Source organism: Pseudomonas sp. Marseille-Q0931 (genome assembly GCF_940789645.1).
Classification (GTDB): domain Bacteria; phylum Pseudomonadota; class Gammaproteobacteria; order Pseudomonadales; family Pseudomonadaceae; genus Aquipseudomonas.
In genome coordinates, this window is record NZ_CALNWT010000019.1 from 1 (window position 1) to 23,283 (window position 23,283).

Genomic DNA, 23,283 nt, shown 5'->3' on the forward strand with positions numbered 1-23,283 from the left:
TCACCTCGGCGGTGACCGGCATGCCGCTGACCTCGGTGATCAAAGCCGCCTTGCCGTGGCTGATGATGCTGATCAGCTTCCTGATGGTGATCACCTACATCCCGGCCGTGTCCATGGCCCTGCCGAATATGCTCGGCCTGTAGCCGTTCAGACCAACGCTGCTAATTCGGTACCCTGTGTACCCACTCCGCCCGGCCTCTGTGCCGGGCTTTTTTTTGCACGCCAGCAAAGCGAAACGGTCGTAGGAAAGATGTTGTCGCCATTTCCCGGCTCGCGGGACAGACATGACTGCACGGTGCAGGACATCCTGGCGTAAAGTCGCCGGCATCTTCATCAAGGAAACCGAGGCATGATCAGACGCAGCCTGAAATCCGTCGTCGCTACCTGGCTGACGGGCCTGCTGGCGCTACTCCCGTTGGTGCTGACTCTGGCACTGCTCGCCTGGATATTCAGCCTGTTCAATCGCCTGGTAGGCCCGTCGACGCTGATCGGTCAGTTGTTCGCCGCCCTCGGCCAGCCCTTTTCCAGCAACGGCTACATGGCCTATCTACTCGGCAGCCTGGTGCTGCTGGCCAGCCTCTACCCGCTGGGCCTGGCCGTGCAACTGGGCCTGCGCCGCCCGTTGTCCTGGCTGCTCGACCGCACGCTACGGCGCACCCCACTGATCGGTAACTTCTACAACCTGGCCGACCGCTTCGTGGGCCTGCTGGACAAGAGCAAGAATCCGGACATCACCACCATGGCGCCAGTGTGGTGCTTCTTCGGCGGTGATGGTGCCGCCGTGCTCGCCCTGCGCCCGAGTTCGGAAAGCGTGGAGCTGGACGGCCGCGCCTACTGCGCCATTCTCATTCCCACCGCGCCGATCCCCGTCGGCGGTGGCCTGCTCTACGTACCGGAGCAATGGGTGCGGCCCGCCGACATGGGCGTGGATCAGTTGACCAGCATCTACGTGTCCATGGGGCTTACACCTCCTGGCAAGCGCAACGCCGAGCAGTCGCCTCCGGTGGTGATCAAGTCTTAAGCCAGCGGCAAACTGGTGGTGGACTTGATCTCCGACAGCGCGACGATGGAGTTCACCTCCTGGATACCAGGCACCAGTGACAGCTTCTCGAAGAAGAAGCGCTCATAAGCCTCGATATCGCGGGTGACGATGCGCAGCATGAAGTCCACCGCGCCCATCAGCACATGGCATTCGAGCACCTCGGGAAACTCGCGCATGGCTTCGGCGAACTCGGTCAGGTTGGAGCGGCCATGGGCGTTGAGTTTGACCTGGGCAAAGACCTGCGTGTGCAAGCCGATGCGCTTGCGATCGAGCAGCGTCACCTGCTTGCGGATCACCCCCTCCTCCTTGAGCCGCTGAATGCGGCGCCAGCAGGGCGATTGCGACAGGCCGATGCGCTCGGCGATCTCGGCGGTGGCCAGGCCGGCGTCCTCCTGCAACAGGGCAAGAATGCGTTGATCATAGGCATCCAGCGCGATGGACATAAAAATTCCTCCTAATCAGAACAATAAGGCAATTCTATCCAGTAAAACCGCATTAACACAGAGAACCAGGCAGAACTTTTGCCGGAAGAAGGCGGACACTTAGGCAAAACCTGCCCGAGCTTCCGCCATGCCTGATACCACTCCGTTTCCGCCTACCTACAACCGTCGCGATCCCTGGCAGGATCGCCCCAATGCCTGTGTCGAATACCAATTGCGCACCGACGCCGAAGCCGACGTGATGTGCCGCCTGCTGGGCCTGTTCGCGCAATTGCAGCTGTTACCCGAAGCCTTGCACATGGAGCGCCTGCAGGATGATCTGCACATCAGCCTGCGCCTGCCCGGTATCTCGCTGCATCGCGCCGGCGTGCTGGCGCAGAAGCTGCGCGGCCTGGTGTGCGTGTGGGAGGTGAGCTGGCAGCATCTGGATCACAGCCTGGTGACGGAGGTGGCCTGAAGCGGGCATTCGGTCACGCCAGACACTTCGCCCTCACGCAGCTTTTCGGGCATCCTAGCTCGGCTGAAAGGTCGTTGAAGAACGACCTGCTACCCTTGTTCAGGCCGACCACGAGGAGCCCGCATGTCCGCCTTCACCGCTACCGCACCTGATCGTGTACTGGATCTTGGTGACCTGCTGCGCGAGCTGGTGGCTCAGGGCCGGGTCGATCAGGACGTGGCCGAGCAGTGCCTGGCGATTCGCCGCAGTTCGCTGAACCACACCCAGCACCCGCTGGAGTTCCTCGCGGCGCAACAGGTCGATGACCTGACGCGACCGGGCAAGAAGCTAGACCTGGAAAGCCTGACCGTCTGGCTGGCCAACTTCGCCGGCCAGCCCTACCTGCGCATCGACCCGCTGAAGATCGACGTACCGGCGATCACCCCGCTGATGTCCTACGCCTTCGCCCAGCGCCATAAGATTCTCGCCGTGGCAGTGGACAGCGAGTGCGTCACCATTGCCAGCAGCCAGCCGCTGGTGCACAGCTGGGAAGCCAACCTGGTTCATGTGCTCAAGCGCCCGATCAAGCGCGTAGTGGCCAACCCCGCCGACATCCAGCGCTTCACCACCGAGTTCTATCGCCTGGCGCGCTCGGTCAGTGGCGCAAGCGCCACCGATCAGAAGGTCAGCGGCGTCGGCAACTTCGAGCAACTGCTGAGCCTGGGCGCCCAGGATCAGGAGCCGGATGCCAACGACGCGCATATCGTCAATATCGTCGACTGGCTGTTCCAGTACGCCTTCCAGCAGCGCGCCAGCGATATCCATATCGAGCCACGCCGTGAGCAGGGCTCCGTACGCTTTCGCATCGATGGCGTATTGCACACCGTCTATCAGTTCCCCGCCCAGGTCACCATGGCGGTGGTCAGCCGCCTGAAGAACCTCGGTCGCATGAACATCGCCGAAAAACGCAAACCGCAGGACGGCCGGGTCAAGACCAAGACCCCGGATGGCGGCGAGGTGGAGCTGCGCCTGTCGACCCTGCCCACCGCCTTCGGCGAGAAGATGGTGATGCGCATCTTCGACCCCGAAGTGCTGCTGAAAAGCCCGGACCAGCTTGGTTTCTCCCCCGAAGATCTGCGCCGCTGGGCCAGCATGACCAGCCAACCCAACGGCATCATTCTGGTCACCGGCCCCACCGGCTCGGGCAAGACCACTACGCTGTACACCACGCTCAAGCAACTGGCTACGCCGGAAGTGAACGTGTGTACCATCGAAGACCCCATCGAGATGATCGAGGGCGCCTTCAACCAGATGCAGGTGCAGCACAACATCGATCTGAACTTCGCCAGCGGCGTGCGTGCGCTGATGCGCCAGGACCCGGACATCATCATGGTCGGCGAGATTCGCGACCTGGAAACCGCGGAAATGGCGATCCAGGCGGCGCTCACCGGTCACCTGGTGCTCTCCACCCTGCACACCAACGACGCCCCCAGCGCCATCACCCGTCTGCTCGAACTGGGCGTGCCGCATTACCTGCTCAAGGCGACCATCCTCGGCGTCATGGCCCAGCGCCTGGTGCGTACCCTGTGCCCGCACTGCAAGGCGCCGGTGCAACTGGACGAGGACACCTGGAACGGCCTGACCCGGCCTTGGAGCTCGCCGCTGCCGACTCAGGCGCACCACGCCGTCGGCTGCCTGGAATGCCGCGAAACCGGCTACCGCGGCCGTGCCGGGGTCTACGAGATCATGCTGCTCAACGACGCGATCAAGCCGCTGATCAATGCCGACACCGACCTTACCGCCCTGCGCCGCGCCGCCTTCAAGGACGGCATGCGCAGCCTGCGTCTGTCCGGCGCACAGAAGGTAGCGGCCGGGCTGACCACCATCGAGGAAGTGCTGCGCGTCACGCCGCAGAGCGAGCAGCGCTGACAATCCGCAGCGGCGGGCCAGCGATCATCGCTCAGTTGCGAATTAGCCGTCGACCTCCAGCGCGATTGGCAACCAGTTCTCATGGATCACCAGGCACGCGCCCACCTTGCGAAGGGGTCGGCGGCAGAGCACGGATGGCTATGCTTAGATGGAAGAATCTGGCAATGGAGTCCAAACGATGCACACCGAAAGGCGACCGGCGAACCCTCTGGCTACAGGTAGCCGCGTCTTCTCATGATCACCTACCTGCAACAACTGTCGTTCTGGGACTGGCTGGCTCTGGCTACCCTGCTGTTGATTCTCGAGGTGTTCGGCGCCGGTGGCTATCTGCTGTGGATAGGTCTGGTGGCTGTCGGCATCGGCGCGCTGTCCTATCTTTTCCCGGATCTGCCCTGGGCCTGGCAGTTTCTATTGTTCGGTGCGCTGGCAGTCGTTTCGGCACTACTCTGGTGGCATCATCAACATCGCGCGCACAGGCTGCGGAACTGACCGGCGTGGCAACCGGCCATCGCCTGCGAGGAACCACAAGCGGCCAAAAAGACTCCTAGGAGAGGAACCACCCTACAGGAGCTTCATCATGCGTGTAACGAGCCGTGCCGCGCTGGCGTTCAGCGCCTGCCTGATCGCCCAGACCACAGCTGCCGATGGCCTGCTGCGCGATATTCTGTCCTCGGGCGCCACCACCGCCTCGACCTACCTCACATTCAAGGATCGCAAGCTGGTCGCGGCGACTGAAGAAGACGCCAGCAGCTTCGTCGCCAGCAACGGCGAAATCCGCGGCCCGCATCTGGAAGCTGCAATGCAGCAGTTGCGCAGCGCCAACCCGCAATTGCAGGACGCCGACGATATGGCCCTGGCCAGTGCCATTCTCGCTGCATCGGCAAATGCGAGCGAGAACGTAGCGAACGCAAAATGAAAAAGCCCGCATCTTTCGATGCGGGCTTTTCGTTAGAGCGCAGGCAGAGACAGCGCCCTGCCAATAACGCCTTAGAGCAGCGGCAGGGTGTAGCTGACGATCAGACGGTTCTGGTCGGCATCAGTAGCGGCGTTGCCACGCAGCATACCGTTACGCCAGCCCAGGCCCAGACCTTTCAGAGCACCGTCCTGGAAGACGTAATCCAGAGCGATATCGCGTTCCCATTCTTTGGCATCGCTGCCAGTGGTCTTGATATTGGTGCCCTTCAGATAGGCTACCGAAGCCTTCAGGCCCGGCACGCCGACGCTGGCGAAGTCATAGCTGTACTGACCGAAGGTGGTGCGCTCACCGGCGCGGGTGAAGCTGTTAACCAGACGGTCAGTCAGCAAATACACGCTGGCGCCCGCGGAACCTTCGATGCCGCCCTGGTTCAGCTGGACGAAGTTGCTGTCTTCGGAAACACGCTGATGGCCGAGCATTACGGCATGGCTACCCAGGCTGTAAGTGAAGGCAGCGCTCCAGGTGTTGTTGTCGATCTCGCCGTCACCGTTGCGGGTGTAACCACCGACGGAGTAACCCGCTTCCTTGCCGTTCTTACCGTCGGAAGTGGTATGGAAATAACGCAGGTCGGTCTTCAGGCTGCCTTCGCCCAGGGCCAGATTGTGGCCCAGACCAGCGAAATGCTGCTTGTAATAGTCTTCCAGATTCGCGTAGTAGTACTGCGCAGTCAGGTCGCTATTGACCTTCCAGTCACCGCCAGCGAAGTAGAACTTGTTGGAGGCTTCGCTACCGCCAGCGACCGACAAGCCGGTGCTGTTGCTCGAAGCACGGCTGGTGGCGCGCTCGATCTGACCTGCTGTCAGGGTCAGGTTGTCGATTTCGTTGGAGGTGATCATGCCACCTTCGAACATCTGCGGCAGCAGGCGGCCGTCGTTGGAAACCAGGATCGGCAGCTTCGGCATCAGAGTGCCGATACGGCCTTCGGTCTTGGAGATGCGAACCTTGGCAGTCGCGCCAGCCTTGCTGAAGTCATCCACAGCGCTGCCATCGCTTTCCAGCGGGAACAGCTGGCCCGGAGTACGGTCACGATCGGCTTTAGTAGCACGACCACCGCCATCCAGACGCACGCCCAGCATGCCCACGGCATCAACACCGAAACCCACGGTACCCTCGGTGAAACCGGACTGGTAGTTGAGGATGAAACCCTGACCCCACTCGCTGGCCTCACCATTATTGTTAGTGGTGTTCTTGGTGTTCTGGTCGAAGTAGAAGTTGCGCATGGTCAAGCTGGCCTTGCTGTCACCGATGAAATCGGCGAAGGCGACTTGGCTCAGGCCCAGGGTGCTGGCGGCTACGGCCAGTGCCAGGGAGGTCTTTCTCATTATGTTTCTCTCCAGTGTGTTTAAGGTGACGCATCGTCCGGCGCAGGCTTCGGCACGAAGAGGCAGGCCGGAACGAATGGGGCATACGCACCCGCGAGCCAGGACACGGCTAAAGCCGGGCTCGAATGGGCGCGTGAAAACTCAGGAAGAACGCAACAACGGCGAACGCAACGAAGCGACCGGAATGAGGGCAGAGTGGTGCATGAGGAGAACTCTCTCGTCGTTGTTATTTTACGCCGACATCCTGCCGGCATCTGGCGGGGCTATGCAGATAGCGCGCCAGCTCCTGCCAGCGTGAGTGTAAGGCTTCCAGAACAACAGGTTACAGTTTTTCTGCAGACGAATGACCAGTCAATGACAATTCAGTGTCGGCAATTTTCCGCCCATGAGAACCAGCTCTCAGGCGGAAAATCGCCAGCCTCATCCCAGCACGATCTGGTTCTTGCCTTGCCGCTTGGCCAGATACATCGCTGCATCGGCGCGTGCGTAAAGCGCATCGAGGCTGACATCGGTCGCCAGCAGACTGGTCAGACCCTGGCTGACGGTAATGCTGAAGCTGGTGCCTTCATGCTGAAAGCTGAGGCGTTGCACCTCACGCTGCAGTCGTTCAGCCACCTGCAAGGCCACATCCTGCTCGCAGCCGGGGAACAGCGCCGCGAACTCCTCGCCGCCGATACGCCCGAACAGATCGCCGCGTCGCAGGGCATTGCTGCCGCAATGAGCCAGGCGCCGCAACACCTCGTCACCGATCTGATGACCGTACTGGTCGTTGATCTTCTTGAAGTCATCGAGATCGAGCAGCAGGAAGGCCAATGGGCTACCAAACTTGCGCGCATGTTCGAACTCGCGGCGGGCACACTCGAAGAAGTGTCTGCGATTGCTGCTCTGGGTCAGCACGTCGGTGGTGGCCAGGCGATGCAGCTCCCCCTCCAGACGCTTTTTCTCGGTGATGTCTTCGGCGATGCCGACGATGACATTGCCTTGTACCGAGCCCAGCCTCGGGCTGACGAAACACTTGTCGCTGAGCCAGCGCAGTTGGCCATCGGCGCGAATGATGCGGTACTCGCGCGACTCCACAGCGCCGGTTTCCAGCACTTTGGCCAGGCTTTCGGCGGCGTAATCGAGGTCATCCGGGTAAATGCTGTTGCGCCATTCGCCGTAGTCAGCCAACAGTAACGCGGCAGAGCGGCCAAAAATGCGCTCATAGGCAGGGCTTACATAAATCATCCGCTGCTCGTTCCAGTCGAAGGCCCAGAGCACCGCGTTGACGCTGCCAAGCAGACTGCTGAACAGCTGCTCGCGTTCACCCAGACGTTCCACTTCGGCCCGGCTGTGCAGCAGAGCCAGGGTGAGTTCTTCCAACTCGGAAACAGCGTTGCCTTGATCGTCCATTACAGCGGCCATCCCGCCTTGCCTCGCATAGAATTGAGCATAGTGCGAGCTGTTGGACAAACACAAAGGCCCGCCAGTTCGGCGGGCCTTCGCTTGTAACGAATGACGATCAGGCAGTGGCGCCGGAAGGTCGCAGCGAATAGGTCTTGAGCTGCTCGGCGAACTCTCGCAGCGACTGGATGCCACTGGCCTCGGCCTCATGCACCCACTGCTTCATGGCCTCGAGCATGTCATGGCCGTTGCTGCTGGTCTTGACCCAGATCTGCTGCAGCGCCAGGCGCTTCTCGTAGATCACCTTGAGCGCCTGGCTTTGCGCCAGCATGTCGGCGATGCGCGCATGGTGCTGCTCTTCCAGCAGGCTCGGTTCGCGCGACAGCAACCGCTTGGCACGACGGAAGAGGTGACGAACGGACTCGTCGGCCTTGGCCACTTCCTGCTTGACCAGCGGCGCGATCACCAGCTTGCGGTACTGCGCCATGATCTGGAAACGGTTGTTGAGAATGGCCATGGCAGTGTCCATGTCCAGATGCCCCTTGCCTTCCACGCGATGGGCGATGGGCGCGACGCGCTGCACCTTGGCCAGGCCGAGGAAGCTGAACAGCTTGATCCAGGCCCAGCCCATGTCGAATTCCCATTTCTTCACCGACAACTTGGCGCTGTTGGGGTAGGTATGGTGGTTGTTGTGCAGCTCTTCGCCACCGATGATGATGCCCCATGGCACCAGGTTGGTAGCAGCGTCGCGGCATTCGAAGTTGCGATAGCCGATCGCGTGGCCCAGGCCGTTGATTACGCCGGCGGCCCAGAACGGAATCCACATCATCTGGATCGCCCAGACGGTCATGCCGAGCACGCCGAACAGAGCCAGGTCGATGATCGCCATCAAGACCACGCCGCCAATCGGATAGCGGCTGTAGACATTGCGCTCGATCCAGTCATCCGGGCAGTTCTTGCCATAGATGCGCAGGGTTTCCTGATTCTTCGCCTCTTCCTGATAGAGTTCGGCACCTTTGCGCAGCACAGTGCTCAGGCCCTTGATGACCGGACTGTGCGGATCATCGACGGTTTCGCACTTGGCGTGATGCTTACGGTGAATCGCGGTCCACTCGCGGGTGTTCTGGCCGGTGGTCAGCCACAGCCAAAAACGGAAGAAATGCTTGAGCGCCGGGTGCAGTTCCAATGCCCGATGCGCAGAGTAGCGGTGCAGATAGATGGTGACGCTGACGATGGTCACATGCGTCATCAGCAAGGTCGCAGCCACCAGCTGCCAGACCGACAGGTCGAGTAAACCGTTGTACCACATGGGCGCTGTTGCCTCTTGATAGGGAAACGCGGTTGTCCTACAAGGACGAACCAGATCACATTATCCCTGACCCATGCCAGAAAACCAGTTGGTCTTTTAGATAAGAATGTTTCAGAGCCACCGCCTCTATACTGCCCAACATTTCCAGGGAGCGTAGCCGCCCACCCATGCGTATCGACACCGCCGCCTTGCGTCTGACCCTGGGCTACCTGCTCCTGGCCGGTCTATGGATTCTTCTCAGTGATCAGCTACTCGCGGCTCTGGGGCTTTCCGTGGCGCAGCAGGATCGCCTGCAATCGCTCAAGGGCCTGTTCTTCGTCGTACTCACCAGTTCGCTGCTTTACCTCGTGCTGCAGCGTCATGCCCGGCAACATCGCAGCGCACGCCTGCAACTGACGGGCAACGAGGAACGCCTGCGCCTGGCGCTGGACGCCACACGCGACGGCCTGTGGGATTGGGACGTATCCAGCCGCCGCGTATTCTTTTCCGAAGGCTATGCCAGGCTGCTCGGGCTGACCCCGCAGACGCTCGGCGACACCCGCGAAGACTGGGCTGCACGCCTGCATCCGGATGATCGGGAGCGCGCGCTGCATGCGCTCAATGCCGAATTGAGCGAACAACCCTACGAGAATATCTACCGCCTGCGTCATGCCGATGGCAGCTACCGCTGGATTCACTCCCGCGGTCGTCTGCTGCGCGACGAAAACGGTCAGCCACAACGCTTCATCGGTATCGCCAGCGACATCACCCGGCAACGTGCCATCGACGATAGTCTGCGCCAGGCCGCAGCCGTGTTCGATGCCACCCAGGAAGGCGTACTGGTCACCGATGCCGAGCAATGCATCGTTCACGTCAATCCGGCCTTCAGCCGCATCACCGGCTACAGCAGCGAGGAAATTCTCGGCCAGCACCCCACGCTGCTCAAATCCGGCCGCCACGACGCCGCCTTCTACCAAAGCCTTTGGCACGCTCTGGAGAATCGCGGCGCCTGGAGTGGCGAAGTGTGGAACCGGCGCAAGAGCGGCGAAATCTACCCGCAGTGGCAATGCATACGCGCGATCTACGACGAGCAGGGGCGCGTCAGCCATTACGTGGCGGTGTTCTCCGATATCACCGCGCTCAAGCGCTCGCAACGTGAGCTGGATTACCTGGCCCACCACGACCCGCTGAGCAACCTGCCCAACCGCCTGCTGTTCACCGAGCGCGTCGCCCATGCGCTGGAACGCAGCAGGATCGAGGAATTGCGCGGCGCAGTGCTGCTGATCGATCTGGATCACTTCAAGCACATCAATGAGAGCCTTGGCCACAACGTCGGCGACCTGCTGCTCAAGAGCGTCGGTGAGCGCCTACAGCAAGACCTGCCCAACGGCGTCACCCTGGCCCGACTGGGCGGTGACGAGTTCGGCCTGCTCAGTGAGAATTGCAGCGAAGCTGCGCAGGCAGCCGAGCTGGCGCAGCTCCTGTTGCAAAGCCTGGAAACGCCTTTTCGCCTCGACGGTCACGAGCTTTACATCGGCGCCAGCATTGGCATCAGCCTGTTTCCCGAGGATGCCGACAGCGTCGAGCAGATCCTGCGCAATGCCGACTCGGCGCTGTTCAAAGCCAAGAGCAGCGGCCGCGAAGGCTATGCCTTCTATGTGCAGGAACTGACCGACTACGCCCGCCAGCGCGTGGAGCTGGCCAGCAGCCTGCGCCACGCCCTGGATAACCAGGAGCTGCGCGTCTACTACCAACCGCTGCACGATCTACGCGATGGTCGCCAGGTGGGCATGGAGGCGCTGGTGCGCTGGCAGCATCCGCAACGCGGGCTGATCCCACCCGGCGAATTCATCCCGATTGCCGAAGACAACGGCATGATCGGCGTCATCGACGCCTGGGTGCTGGAACAGGCCTGCCGCCAGATGGTGCGCTGGAATACCGAAGAGCACGCGTTGAGCTTCGTCGCGGTGAACGTCTCCAGCCGTCTGTTCAGCCGCGGCGAGCTCGACCAGAAGGTCGCCAGCGTGCTCGCCGAAACCGGCCTGCCTCCCGCGCAACTGGAGCTGGAAGTGACCGAAAGCGCGATCATGGAAGACCCCGACGCCGCTCTGAAACTGCTGACCAGCCTGCGCGCGCTGGGCGTGCGCCTGGCGATCGACGACTTCGGCACCGGCTACAGTTCGCTGGCGCGCCTCAAGCGCCTGCCGGTGGACAAGCTCAAGCTCGACCAGAGCTTCGTCCGCGGCTTGCCCGACGACCCCGAGGATGCCGCCATCGCCCGTGCGGTGATCGCGCTGGGCAAGAGCCTGGGCCTCAAGGTCCTTGCAGAGGGCATCGAGCAACCGGACCAGGCCGATTTCCTGCGTGAGCTAGGCTGCAACTATGGCCAGGGTTATCACTTCGGCCCCCCACAACCGGTAGCGGCCGAGACCATCGACACCACGTCACGCAACGACGCGAAAAGTAGCCAGTCCAGCACCAGGAGCTGAACATGCGCGTGCTGATTCTCGAAGACGATCCCTGGATCGCCGATCTGCTCAAACAGATCGTACTGAGCCTGCGCCCTGGCGCTCGGGTCGATTGCCAGACGCGCGTGGCCGAGGCCATCGCCGCCTGGCACCGCGAACCGGCGCAGTTGGTGATCGCTGACTGGAACCTGCCGGACGGCAGCGGCACCTTGCTGCTGCAGGCCGTGCGCCGCCAGGATCGCGAGGTCGCCCTGGTGATGATCACGGCCCGCGCAGACCGCAACAGCGTGCTCGAGGTACGCCCCCTGGGCATCAATGCCTTTATCAGCAAGCCGTTCCAGGTACCCAAGGTTCTGGAATGCCTGCAGCGACTGCTGCCCGAGGCAGCCTCGCCGACCGCTACGCCCGCTGGCGAAGAGGACTTCCTTCAGCACCTCGCGACGTTGCCTGACGACGAGCTCGACCTGCCCCTGCGCGATGATCTTCGCCAGCAGCTGCTCGCCATCACCGAAGCATCCGCCAGTCTGCAGCAGCTTGGCGATCTCTGGCAGCAGGACCCGGCCGTGCAGGCGCGACTGGTCGCTGCGGCCAACAATCCGCTCTACAACAGCGCAGGCCAGCCATGCAGCAGCCTGGCCGACGCCGTACGCCGCCTGGGTGCGGCCACTGCGCTGAATCTTGTCCAGGGCCTGGCGCTGCGCCCGGTAGCCAGCCTGCAGGACACTGACCTGAAGACCCAGGGCGAAAGCCTGCTGCAAGCGCAGTTGAACCTGCGCCAGAGGGTCGCGGAGCTGGCCAGGGCCTGCCAACTGGACCCGGCGCCGCTGCAATGCGCGGCCATGCTGCAGCGCATGGGCGAGTTGGCCGTGCTGCAGCAGGCGCAGATCTGGCGCAAGCGCGGCCTGGAGCTGCACGAAGCGCAGCTGCAACAAGCCCTGCGCCAGCACAGCAGCGAGCTGGCCAACCGACTCAAGGCTTACTGGCGCCTGCCCATCGGCTTGCGAGAGCTGATCGGCGCCTGTTATGCCCTGGCGCCGGGCAACGCACGCCGCGAGCCCATCGTCATGCGCCTGGCCAGTGCCGAAATGCACAGTGCCGAAAGCCAGGAAGTACAACGCCTGCGCCGCCTGGCCGGGCTGACCTGAGGCACGACTGATGAACAGGCCGAAGCCGGGTAAGCGCTGGTTCGATCGCTGGAGCGCCAGCCAAAGGGATGCCGGCCACCGGGATGCCGGCCACCGGGATGCCGGCCACCGAATAGTCATAGGTGGGAGTTTGTGCCTCGCGCTGCTTTTCGCCTTTCTCGGCAGCCGGGCGCTAAGCGAGCGCGAAGCCCTCTGGCAGTTGCAGATCGGCAAACAGGCAGACATCCAGCGCATGGCCCTGAACAGCACTCAGCACGGGCTGCAGGAGCGCACACAACTGCTGGCCGAAACCATCGCCGCTGATGCCTGGGTAACGGAGCTGGTGCGCCAGGCCCATGCGCTGCCGGCAGGCGACCTGGAAAGCCTGGCCAGCATTCGCAACCAGCTCTACACCCGCCTGGCGCCGCGCTGGCGCAACCTGCAAGCGCATCAACCGTTTCGCCTGTACGTGCATCTTGCGCCGGATGTCAGGGTATTGCTGCGTGTGCACGATCCCGCGCGCTTCGGCGATCTGCAGATCGGCTGGCGCCCCATGGTGCTGGAGGCGCTGCGCAGCGCCAGAAGCCAGGCCGGCCTGGGCCTGACCCGGGGCAGCATCGGCATGCGTGCGATCGCTCCGCTGTTGGCTGACGGGGCGGACGGCCCCATACAGGTCGGCGCTATCGAAGTGGCCATGGGCGTGCTCGAAGACCTTGCCCAACTGGATCGGGAATTCGACAGCGGCGTCGCCCTGCTGCTGCGCGAGGATCTGCTGCGGAGTTCCGACGGTGACGAGGCGCCCCGCAGTCCGACCGATGGCTCCCAGCACTGGCAGATGATGGGCCATTCGCGGCCACAGATACTGACCTGGCGACGACAACGCAGCCTGCCTGCGCCGGCAGAGGGCGATAGCGTGCGCCTGCTGGACGACGGCGAGCGCCATTACCTGGTCAACCAGGTCGCGCTGAGCAGCTACCAGCAAAACCACCGGCCCAGCCAGGGGCCACTGGCGGTCGCGCTGATCTGGCATGACATCAGCGATCAGTACACTGTGCATCGACGCGACAAACGCTGGCTGGTGATCAAGTGGCTGCTCGCCTGGTGCGGAGCCGAAGCTCTCTTGCTGGGCCTGCTGCGCAGCACCCGGCGCAGTACCCAGCGCCTGATGCAGCGCCAGCAGGCGGCGCTGCGCGCGCTCAACGAAATCGCCGCGCTGCCCAGCCTGAGTCGCACCGAACAATTGCGTCAGGCGCTGCGCCTGGGCGCCGATCACTTTCGCATGCCGCTGGGCATCATCAGTCGCATCGAAGACGAGCACTACCAGGTGCTGGTGCAAGTGTCACCCGAGGGCGAATTGCGCGATGGCCAGCAATTCGAGCTGGGCGACACTTACTGCAGCCTGGCACTGCAGCAGGACGAGGCGCTGGCCATCACCCACATGGCTGATTCGCCGCATCGGCACCATCCTTGCTACGGCCAATTCGCCCTGGAAAGCTACATCGGTATCGTGGTGCGTGTCGGCGGAAAGCCCTTCGGTACGCTGGCATTCGCCAATCCCGAACGCCGCGAGCGGCCGTTCGATGCCGCCGACCGCGACTTCCTCGGCCTGTTCGCCCGTTGGGTCGGCGCCATGCTGGAACGTCAGCAGCAGGAGCACGCCGTACGTTCGGCCCGCGCTTATCTGCAGACGTTGCTGGACTCGGCCACCGGGGTATCGATCATCGCCTCCGACAGCGCCGGCACCATCACCCTGTTCAACTCCGGCGCCGAACGCCTGCTGGGCTACAGCGCCGAAGAGATGGTCGGACTTCAGACCCCGGCCGTGTTTCACCTCGCGGAAGAAGTCCAGGCCAGAGCCAGCGAGTTGAGCGAGGTTGTCGGCCAGCCAGTGAGGGGCCTCGAAGTCTTCGTGCACAACGCACGTGGCGGCGAGCCGGAAACCCGCCAGTGGACTTATCGCCACAAGGACGGCAGCCTGCGCCAGGTCAACCTCACCGTCAACGCCATGTTCGACGAGGGCGGCCAGATCACCGGCTTCCTCGGCATCGCCAGCGATATCAGCGAGCTGCTGCAGGCCACCCGCGCCCTGCAGAAGAGCGAGAGTCGCTTCCGTGGTCTGGTGGCCAACCTGCCCGGCGTGGTGTATCGCTGCGCCCATGATGCCAACTGGACCATGCGCTACATCAGCGACGAGATCGCCAAGCTCTGCGGCTACCCGGCCAGCGACATCATCGATAATCGCGTGCGCAGCTATTCCAGCATCGTGCATCCCGATGATCTGCCCATCACCTTCCGTATCGGTGAAGCGCTCGAACAGCATAAACCCTTCGAACTGACCTACCGCCTGCGTCATGCCGATGGCCATGACGTCTGGGTCCGGGGCAAGGGCCGCGGCGAGTACGACAGTAATGGCCAGCTGTTGTGGGTCGATGGCTTCATCTGGGACGTCAGCGAACGTCATGCCATGGAAGACGAGCTGCGCCTGAGTCAACAACGCTTTCTAAGTGCCTTCGACACCGCACCGCAGGGCATGGCGCTGGTTGGCCCGGACGGTCGCTGGCTGGAAGTCAACGCCGAACTGTGCCGCATGCTCGGCTACAGCCGCGAGGAGCTGCTGGCCTGTACCTACCAGCAGGTCACCCATCCGGACGACCTGAATGCCGACCAGGAGAACGTGGCGAACCTGCTGGCCGGGCGGATCAATGCCTACCAGATGGAAAAACGCTACCTGGACAAGCAGGGCCGTGTTCTCTGGGTATTGCTCAGCGTATCGCTGGTACGTGACAGTGCCGGGCAGCCGGTGCACTTCGTTTCGCAGATCCAGGACTTCAGCGACCGCGTCGCCGCCGAACGCGCTGTGCGCGAGCGCGAGCACTATCTCAGCACCCTGCTCGACAACGTGGTCGACGCCATCGTCACCATCGACGAACACGGTCGTATCGAGACCTTCAACCACGCGGCCGAAGAAATATTCGGCTACCGACAGGATGAAGTGGCCGGGCGCAACGTCAGCCTGCTGATGCCCGAGCCTGACAGCGGTGCACACGACAGCTACCTCCAGCGCTACCTGCGCACCGGCGAGGCCTGGGTGGTGGGCCAGGTTCGCGAGCTGGAAGGCATGCGTCAGAACGGCGAGCGCTTCGCCATGGAACTGGCCGTTTCGCAGATCAGCCACCAGGGGCAGCGTCGCTTCATTGCGGTGATTCGCGACATCACCGAGCGCAAACGCATCGAGCAGATGAAAAACGAGTTCGTCTCCACCGTCAGCCACGAACTGCGCACCCCGTTGACCGCTATCGCCGGCTCGCTCGGACTGATCAACGGCGGCGCTCTCGGCGAGGTGCCGCAGACCATGCGCCAGATGCTGACGATTGCCCACAGCAACAGCCAGCGCCTCAGCGCGCTGATCAACGATTTGCTGGATATGGACAAACTGGTCGCCGGCAAGATGCAGTTCGACCTGCAGGCGAAGCTGATGCAGCCGCTGCTGGAGCAGGCACTGCTGCACAACCAGCCTTATGCCGAACAGCATCAGGTCACGCTGCGCCTGCAGGTCGACGACGACGCTTTGGTCCACGTCGACGCTCAGCGCCTGGCCCAGGTAATGGCCAATCTGCTGTCCAATGCCGCCAAGTTCTCGCCTTCCGGCGGCAGTGTTCTGGTGCGCCTGCAGACGATTGGCGAGAGACTGCGCGTCAGCGTGTCGGACAACGGCCCCGGTATCCCCGAGACCTTCAAGTCCCGCATTTTCAGCAAGTTCTCCCAGGCCGACTCCGGTGACACGCGGCAACAGGGCGGTACCGGCCTGGGGCTGGCCATCTGCAAGGAAATCATCGAGCGCATGGGCGGACAGATCGGCTTCGACTCGCCGCCCCGCCATGGTGCTACCTTCTGGTTCGAACTACCGATACAGGGAGTGCGTCATGAACCCAGCCCCGATCCCCGGTAACGAGCAGCAGCGCCTGGCTGCATTGCACTCTCTTGAGCTGCTCGACAGCCCGCCCGAAGCGATGTTCGATCACATCACGGCGCTGGCTGCGCAAATCTGCGATACGCCCATCGCCCTGATTTCGCTGGTCGATGCCCAGCGCCAGTGGTTCAAGAGTCGGGTCGGCCTGGATGCCGAACAGACCGCGCGCGAACTCGCCTTCTGCGCCCATGCAGTACATGCCGACGCGCTGCTGGAGGTGGATAACGCCCTGGAGGATGCGCGCTTTCGCGACAACCCGCTGGTCACCTCGGCGCCGGATATCCGCTTCTACGCCGGCGTGCCGCTACACGACGGCAAAGGCCTGGCCCTCGGCACCCTGTGCGTGATCGACCGCCAGCCGCGTCACCTCGACAATCACCAGCGCAGCCAGCTGCAGCACCTGGCGCAGCTGACCGGAGAGCTGTTCGAGCTGCGCCTGCAGGCGCGCCGCCAGGCCGAACAGAGCGCCATGCACCAGGCCATGCTCGACAACGCCGGCAGCGCGGTGCTGGTACTCGACCCGCAGGGCCGGGTGCTGCGCAGCAATCCCGAAGCGCAGCAACTGCTGGACTACTCGGCCGATGAGCTGGGCAAGCAATTCCTGCCGCGGCTGTTGACCGATCCAGGCCAGTTCGAGCGTCTGTGTGCCGCCTGTATCCGCGAGCCGCAGAGCACCGAAGGGCAACTGCGCGCGCGCAGCGGGCAGAGCCTGCCGGTACGCCTGAATCTTTCACCGATTCGTGCCGAAGGTCAGCCGCTGCAGGGCTACCTGCTGGTGGCCAACGACCTCAGTCAACGTGATGAGGCCCGTCAGCGCTTGCAGCGTATAGCCGCACAACTGCCCGGCATGGTCTATCAATATCTGCTGCGCGCCGATGGCAGCAGCTGCTTTCCCTACGCCAGCGCAGGTATCGGCGATATCTATGGCTGCACTCCCGAGGAAGTCGGCCAGGACGCCGCCCCGGTACTCGCGCGCTTGCATACCGAAGATGCATCGCCAGTGCGCGAAGCGATCGCCGCTTCGGCCCGGAGCCTGACTACCTGGCACCAGGAGTACCGCGTGCTGCATCCCGAACGCGGCCTGATATGGGTAGAAGGCCGCGCTGCCCCCCAGCGGTTGCCCGGCGGCGACACCCTTTGGCACGGTTTCATCAGCGATATCAGCGAACGTAAACGCGGCGAACAGTTGCAGAACGAGTTCGTCTCAACCGTCAGCCACGAGTTGCGCACGCCGTTGACCGCCATCGCCGGCTCGCTCGGCCTGATCAACGGCGGCGCACTCGGCGAAGTGCCACAGGCCATGCGCCAGATGCTGGAGATTGCGCAAAGCAACAGCCAGCGCCTGCGCCACCTGATTGATGACCTGCTGGACATGGACAAGCTGGTCGCCGGCAAGATGCACTTCGACCTGCAGCCGCTGGCGCTACGCCCGCTGCTGCAACAGGCACTGCACAACAACCAGCCCTATGCCGAGCACCACCAGGTGCAGCTGCAGCTATTGGCAGGCGCTGATTGCCAGGTCATGGCCGATGCCCAGCGCCTGGAACAGGTGCTGGCCAACCTGTTGGCCAACGCCGCCAAGTTTTCCGCCGCTGAGCAACAGGTGGAGCTGGCCGCCATACCCGAAGACGGCTGGGTACGCATCAGCGTGCGTGACCAAGGCCAGGGCATCGCAGACGACTTCAAACCCCGCATCTTCAGCAAATTCGCCCAGGCCGACGCCGGCGACACGCGCCGCCAGGGCGGCACAGGCCTCGGTCTGGCAATCAGCAAGGAAATCATCGAACACATGGGCGGACACATCGGCTTCGACTCAACCCTGGGTCAGGGCAGCACCTTCTGGCTGAGACTGCCCCTGGCTGGAGCGCAATCATGAGAACCACCCGCGCCCTGCTCGCGTCTCTGTTCAGTCGCGTCAACCTGCTGGCCTGGGCCGTACTGGCGCTGGCCCTGGGGGCGACGTTGCTGGCCTGGTACAACCTGCGCCAGAGCCAGACCGAGTCTGCCACCCGCCAGTTCGAACTGCTCACCGAAGAGCTGAGCCGGGCCATCGTCAAACGCATGGAGGAACAGGAAAGCATCCTGCTCGGTGCCGCCGGCCTGCTCGACGCCAGCGAAGACGTCAGCCGTGCGGATTGGCGCGCCTATACCGAACGCCTGCGACTGGACGAACGCTACCCGGGCATCCAGGGGCTGGGTTTTGTCCAGATGCTGGAGGCGCAGCAACTGTCGGCATTCGAGAGCGAGATACGCGCCGAGGGCTTTGCCGATTTTCACATGCAGCCACCCGGCCAGCGCGAACGTTACGGCGTGATCCGCTTCATTGAGCCTTTTACCGGACGCAACCTGGCCGCCTTCGGTTTCGACATGTATTCCGAGCCGATACGCCGCGCGGCCATGTTAGCCGCCGCGCGCAGCGGTCAGAGCCGCCTGTCCGGCCGTGTCACCCTGCGTCAGGAAACCCACGGCAAGGTCCAGCCAGGGCTGCTGCTGTACGTCCCGCTTTACTGGCCACAACGCCCGCTGGACAGCCCGGAGCAACGCCTGGCCGCGCTGCGCGGCTTCGCCTACAGCCCGTTCCGCGTTCACGATCTGATGCATGGAATCTTCGGCGAGCGCAAGCGCGAGCTGGACTTCGAGCTGTACGCCGGCGCCATCAGCAAGGATGCCGAACTGCTTTACAGCAGTCACGGTAAAGCATCGACCAGCCAACCGGCCGACAGACAGCATCAGCTCGAATTGTTCGGCCAGACCTGGCACCTGAACTTCCACTACGCACCGGGCTACCTCGCCCACGAACATCGTGGCGAGGTGGCACTGCTGGTGCTCGGTGCCTGCATCAGTCTGCTGCTGTTCTTTCTGGTCAGCAGCCTCAGCCTGCGTCGCGCTCAGGTACAGGAGCTGGCCGCACGCATCACCGAGCAGTTGCACCGCAGCGAGGAACGTCTGGCACTGGCGCTCAAGGGCAGCAACGATGGCTGGTGGGATATCGACGTCAAGGCCGGCAGCTTCTTCGCCTCGGCGCACGGCTGGCAAATGCTCGGCTATCCAGAACAAGGGCCACCAGGCTTCACCGACGACCCCCTGGCCTGGGAAAATCTGGTGCACCCGGACGACCTGCCAGTGGCACGCGCCCGTCTGAATCAGGCCTTTCATGAGGGCGCCAGCAACTTCACCATCGATTGTCGCCTGCTGCGTGTCGATGGCAGCGAGCTGCCGGCGCTCCTGCGCGGCTACATCCAGCGCGACGCCAGTGGCTACCCGCTGCGCATCACCGGCACCACCATGGATCAAAGCGAGGCCAAACGCATCGAGCGCCTCAAGAGCGAGTTCGTCTCCACCGTCAGCCACGAGCTGCGCACCCCGCTCACCGCCATCGCCGGCTCGCTCGGCCTGATCAACGGCGGAGCCCTCGGCGCGGTACCGGAGGGTATGCGCACCATGCTGAGCATCGCCCAGGCCAACAGCCAGCGCCTCAGCCACCTGATCAACGATCTGCTGGACATGGACAAGCTCGAAGCCGGCAAGATGCAGTTCGACCTGCAACCATGCGCCCTTGCTGACCAGCTCGAGGAGGCGCTGGCCAGCAACCAGGCCTATGCCGACCGACACCAGGTCCAGTTACGTCTGCTCGATTGCCTGCCGACGCGCGTGCGGGTCGACGCCATGCGCCTGCAACAGGTGCTGGCCAACTTCATTTCCAACGCCGTGAAGTACTCGCCGCCCGGCGCCGAGGTACAGCTGCGCGCCGAACATCGAGGCCCCCGCGTGCGCGTCGAAGTGATCGACCAGGGACCGGGCATCGCCGCCGAATTTCGCCAGCGCATTTTCAGCAAGTTCTCCCAGGCCGATGCCAGCGACAGCCGCAGCAAGGGCGGTACCGGGCTCGGCCTGGCCATCAGCAAGGAGCTGATCGAGCGTATGGGCGGCCAGATCGGCTTCGACTCGGTCGTGGGCCAGGGCGCCTGCTTCTGGTTCGAGTTGCCGATGCTGAGCGAAGCCACCCGGCCTGCCGCTGGCGACGGCCGACGCAGCCTGCTGGTGGTCGAGGACGAACCGGACATCGCCAATCTGCTGCGCCAATTGCTGGAAAACGCCGGTTACCGTGTGCGTCTGGCCCATAGCCTGGACGAAGCACGCGCCTGCCTGCGCGAGGAAATACCCGCTGCCATGAGTCTCGACCTACGCCTGCCGGACGGCGACGGCCTGCAACTGGTGCAGGAGCTGCGCGCCGATGAGCGCTACCGCGAGCTGCCGATCCTGGTGGTCTCCGCAGCCTGCGAGCAAGGCCGCCTGGCGCTCGAGGGCGCGCCCGCGCTGGACTGGCTGAGCAAGCCGATCGACCCACAGCGCCTGCTCGGCAGCCTTGCCCAGGCCCTGCAGGATCTGCCGCACAGACCACGCGTACTGCATGTCGAGGACGATCACGACCTGCGCCTGGTGGTCGCCGAACAGGGTCGCGAACTGGCCGAGTTCGTCCCCGCCGACAGCCTCGCCGAAGCGCGTCGCCTGCTCGCCGAACAGCCTTTCGATCTGGTCCTGCTAGACCTCGGCCTGCCCGACGGCAACGGCCTGGAGCTGGTCGACGAACTCCAGCGCCAGCGCCCAGGTCTACCGGTAGCCGTGCTCTCGGCCAGCGAGATGGACGGCCGCGAGCTGGCCGGAGTGAGTGCGACGCTGGCCAAATCGCGCAATGATGGACAACACTTTCTGCACCTGCTCGACCGTCTATTACCCGCCAAGGAGACCGGCCATGAGTGAGCTCAAGCGCATCCTTCACGTCGAGGACGACCCCTCGATCCAGGCCGTGGCCAAAGTGGCCCTGGAAGCCGTTGGCGGCTTTCAGGTACTGAGCTGCTCCAGCGGCCAGGAGGCGCTCGATCAGGTGCAGGGCTTCGCCCCCGACTTCATCCTGCTCGATGTGATGATGCCCGGCATGGACGGTCCGCAGACCCTGGAGAAGCTGCGTGAGCTGGTGGACATCGGCAGCGTGCCGGTGGCCTTCATGACCGCCAAGGTGCAGCCCGGCGAAGTGACCCATTACCGCAGCCTGGGTGCACTCGACGTGATCGTGAAGCCCTTCGACCCCATGCAACTCGCCGCACAGATACGACAGATATGGAGCCAGCGCCATGGATAAGCAGGGCAATGCCATCCCGCAGACCCTGCAGCAGCATCTGCAACAGCTCGGCCAGCAGTTCGCCGAACGCCTGCGCCAGGAGCTTCCGCAACTGATGCAGCAGGGCGAGCAACTGCTCGAGGCCAGCGACGAGCAGCGCGGGCAGCTGCTGCGAGCGCTACGCGACCAGCTTCATCGCCTCGCCGGCAGCGCCGGCACCTTCGGTTTCGACCTGCTCGGCCAGCAAGCGCGAGAACTGGAACAACAGGCCGAACGCTGGCTGGAACAGCAGCAGCGCCAACAACAGGACCTCGACATCTTCGTGGCCGCGCTGCTGCAGCTCGGCGAGCAATCGGATGCCGACAGCAGCCAGGACGAACAACAGAAAACGGCCAAGCCGTTGGCACGCACCGAGAACGATACGCGGCTCATCTACATTCTCGAAGATGAAATGACCGTCGGCGAAAACATGCGCCTGACGCTGAGCAACTTTGGTTATCGTGCCGAACATTTCCAGACTACAACCGATCTCGATACCGCTCTGCTGCAGCAACTGCCGGATGCATTGATCGTCGACGTCAACCTGGCCAACGAGGACAGCAGCGGCCTGGATTACGCCGCACGCCTGCAGCAACGCCTGGAAGTGCCCCTGCCGCTGCTGGTGCTGACCCACCAGCATGACTTCGCCACTCAGCTGCAGGCGGTGCGCGCCGGCGCGCAGGGTTTCTTCGCCAAGCCGGTGGACATCCCGCAGCTGGAAAGCCGCCTGGAGCGCTGCTTCGCCCAGCAGAGCGGCGAACCCTACCGGGTGCTGATCGTCGATGACGACCGCGACCTGGCCAGCCGTTACAGCCTGGTGCTGCGCGACGCGGGCATGCTGGTGGAAATCCTTCAGGACCCGGCGCAGATCTTCGAGCATCTGCGCGATTTCAATCCGGAGGTGGTGCTGCTCGACGTCAACATGCCGGACTGCACCGGCCCCGAGCTGGCGCAGATCATCCGCTGCAACGACGACTGGCTGCGCATACCGATCATCTACCTGTCGGCGGAGACCGACATCGCCAAGCAGATGAATGCGCTGATCAAGGCCGGCGACGATTTCGTCACCAAGCCGATTTCCGACAACGCCCTGGTCGCCGCCGTGTTCTCCCGCGCGCAGCGCGCTCGCCTGCTGTCAGATGCGCTGTCGCGCGACAGCCTGACCGGCCTGCTCAAGCATGGCGACATCAAGGAACAGGTGGCCACCGAGCTGGAGCGCGCGCTACGCACCGGCAACCGCGCCAGCGTGGTGATGCTGGACATCGATCACTTCAAACGGGTCAACGACGAGCATGGCCACGCGGCCGGCGACAGTGTCATCCGCGCGCTGGCCAACCTGCTGCGCCAGCGCCTGCGCCGGATCGACAGCCTGGGGCGCTATGGCGGCGAGGAGTTTCTCGCGGTGCTGCCGGACTGCACACCGCAGCAGGCCAAACAGATCGTCGACGAGATCCGCGAACGCTTCGCCGAGCTGCGCTTCATCGCCGACGGCGGCGAATTTTCCTGCACCCTCAGCGCCGGTATAGCCGGCACCGACGCACACAGCCAGGCCGAACAATTGCGCGAGCGCGCCGACAAGGCGCTCTATGCAGCCAAGCATGGTGGCCGCAACCAGGTGCAGGTGGCTGCTTCGGAAGAGCATCGCGGCTGAAGCTCCACGCTCCGTAGGAGCGGCTTCAGCCGCGATAGGTCATAAGGCTACAGGCCGTAGGGTGGATGCCGCTCTTCACATCCACCACAACGCTGG

16 protein-coding genes and 1 pseudogene are annotated in these 23,283 nt (G+C 63.5%); 13 read left to right on the top strand and 4 right to left on the bottom strand.

Annotated elements, in window-relative coordinates; translation table 11 throughout:
* Window positions 1-143: pseudogene (locus tag P3C50_RS22625) on the top strand (C4-dicarboxylate ABC transporter permease); the annotation flags it as partial.
* 206 nt (window positions 144-349) lie between these two features.
* Window positions 350-1,021 (top strand): DUF502 domain-containing protein, encoded by a 672-nt coding sequence (locus P3C50_RS22630; protein ID WP_275547684.1) that lies wholly within the window; start codon window positions 350-352, stop codon window positions 1,019-1,021.
* On the opposite strand, the gene P3C50_RS22635 is transcribed toward P3C50_RS22630, so the two are convergent.
* Window positions 1,018-1,485 (bottom strand): Lrp/AsnC family transcriptional regulator, encoded by a 468-nt coding sequence (locus P3C50_RS22635; protein ID WP_197858659.1) that lies wholly within the window; start codon window positions 1,483-1,485, stop codon window positions 1,018-1,020. The two genes, P3C50_RS22630 and P3C50_RS22635, sit on opposite strands and share 4 nt — an antisense overlap.
* 127 nt (window positions 1,486-1,612) lie before the next feature.
* Here P3C50_RS22635 and P3C50_RS22640 point away from each other — a divergent pair, with 127 nt between their 5' ends.
* The 4 genes from P3C50_RS22640 to P3C50_RS22655 all read left to right on the top strand — a co-directional run bounded on the left by P3C50_RS22640 (window position 1,613) and on the right by P3C50_RS22655 (window position 4,763).
* On the top strand, window positions 1,613-1,939 hold the full coding sequence (locus P3C50_RS22640) for a hypothetical protein (RefSeq protein WP_275547685.1): 327 nt from the start codon (window positions 1,613-1,615) through the stop codon (window positions 1,937-1,939).
* Between the two features lie 123 nt (window positions 1,940-2,062).
* Window positions 2,063-3,847 (top strand): GspE/PulE family protein, encoded by a 1,785-nt coding sequence (locus P3C50_RS22645; protein WP_275547686.1) that lies wholly within the window; start codon window positions 2,063-2,065, stop codon window positions 3,845-3,847.
* Between the two features lie 234 nt (window positions 3,848-4,081).
* Window positions 4,082-4,336 carry an NfeD family protein gene (locus P3C50_RS22650; RefSeq protein ID WP_275547687.1) on the top strand — a complete coding sequence of 85 codons (255 nt, stop codon included), beginning with the start codon at window positions 4,082-4,084 and terminating at the stop codon, window positions 4,334-4,336.
* An 88-nt stretch (window positions 4,337-4,424) separates the two neighbouring features.
* Window positions 4,425-4,763: a DUF2388 domain-containing protein gene (locus P3C50_RS22655; protein ID WP_275547688.1), complete on the top strand. Its 339-nt coding sequence runs from the start codon at window positions 4,425-4,427 to the stop codon at window positions 4,761-4,763.
* Window positions 4,764-4,834: 71 nt separating this feature from the next.
* On the opposite strand, the gene P3C50_RS22660 is transcribed toward P3C50_RS22655, so the two are convergent.
* The 3 genes from P3C50_RS22660 to desA all read right to left on the bottom strand — a co-directional run bounded on the left by P3C50_RS22660 (window position 4,835) and on the right by desA (window position 8,837).
* The gene (locus P3C50_RS22660; RefSeq protein ID WP_275547689.1) at window positions 4,835-6,145 is read right to left on the bottom strand and encodes an OprD family porin; all 1,311 of its coding nucleotides are present in this window, start codon (window positions 6,143-6,145) and stop codon (window positions 4,835-4,837) included.
* Between the two features lie 420 nt (window positions 6,146-6,565).
* On the bottom strand, window positions 6,566-7,537 hold the full coding sequence (locus tag P3C50_RS22665; RefSeq protein ID WP_197858654.1) for a sensor domain-containing diguanylate cyclase: 972 nt from the start codon (window positions 7,535-7,537) through the stop codon (window positions 6,566-6,568).
* Window positions 7,538-7,646: 109 nt separating this feature from the next.
* Window positions 7,647-8,837, bottom strand: a complete 1,191-nt coding sequence (gene desA / locus P3C50_RS22670; protein ID WP_275547690.1) for a delta-9 fatty acid desaturase DesA — start codon at window positions 8,835-8,837, stop codon at window positions 7,647-7,649.
* Window positions 8,838-9,004: 167 nt separating this feature from the next.
* Between desA and dibA the strand changes: the two genes are divergently transcribed.
* The 7 genes from dibA to P3C50_RS22705 are packed head-to-tail and all read left to right on the top strand — an operon-like array spanning window position 9,005 to window position 23,187.
* The gene (dibA, locus tag P3C50_RS22675; protein WP_275547691.1) at window positions 9,005-11,305 is read left to right on the top strand and encodes a phosphodiesterase DibA; all 2,301 of its coding nucleotides are present in this window, start codon (window positions 9,005-9,007) and stop codon (window positions 11,303-11,305) included.
* Between the two features lie 2 nt (window positions 11,306-11,307).
* Window positions 11,308-12,429, top strand: a complete 1,122-nt coding sequence (locus P3C50_RS22680; RefSeq protein WP_275547692.1) for an HDOD domain-containing protein — start codon at window positions 11,308-11,310, stop codon at window positions 12,427-12,429.
* A 10-nt stretch (window positions 12,430-12,439) separates the two neighbouring features.
* On the top strand, window positions 12,440-16,357 hold the full coding sequence (locus P3C50_RS22685; RefSeq protein ID WP_275547693.1) for a PAS domain S-box protein: 3,918 nt from the start codon (window positions 12,440-12,442) through the stop codon (window positions 16,355-16,357).
* Window positions 16,332-18,254 carry an ATP-binding protein gene (locus P3C50_RS22690; protein ID WP_275547694.1) on the top strand — a complete coding sequence of 641 codons (1,923 nt, stop codon included), beginning with the start codon at window positions 16,332-16,334 and terminating at the stop codon, window positions 18,252-18,254. Before P3C50_RS22685 ends, P3C50_RS22690 begins: the two co-directional genes overlap by 26 nt.
* Window positions 18,251-21,139 (top strand): CHASE domain-containing protein, encoded by a 2,889-nt coding sequence (locus P3C50_RS22695; protein ID WP_275547695.1) that lies wholly within the window; start codon window positions 18,251-18,253, stop codon window positions 21,137-21,139. The genes P3C50_RS22690 and P3C50_RS22695 overlap by 4 nt, the downstream gene beginning before the upstream one ends.
* Window positions 21,132-21,518 carry a response regulator gene (locus P3C50_RS22700; protein WP_197858647.1) on the top strand — a complete coding sequence of 129 codons (387 nt, stop codon included), beginning with the start codon at window positions 21,132-21,134 and terminating at the stop codon, window positions 21,516-21,518. Before P3C50_RS22695 ends, P3C50_RS22700 begins: the two co-directional genes overlap by 8 nt.
* Complete coding sequence (locus P3C50_RS22705) at window positions 21,511-23,187, top strand: diguanylate cyclase (protein WP_275547696.1); 1,677 nt, start codon at window positions 21,511-21,513, stop codon at window positions 23,185-23,187. Before P3C50_RS22700 ends, P3C50_RS22705 begins: the two co-directional genes overlap by 8 nt.
* Window positions 23,188-23,283: the final 96 nt, after the last annotated feature.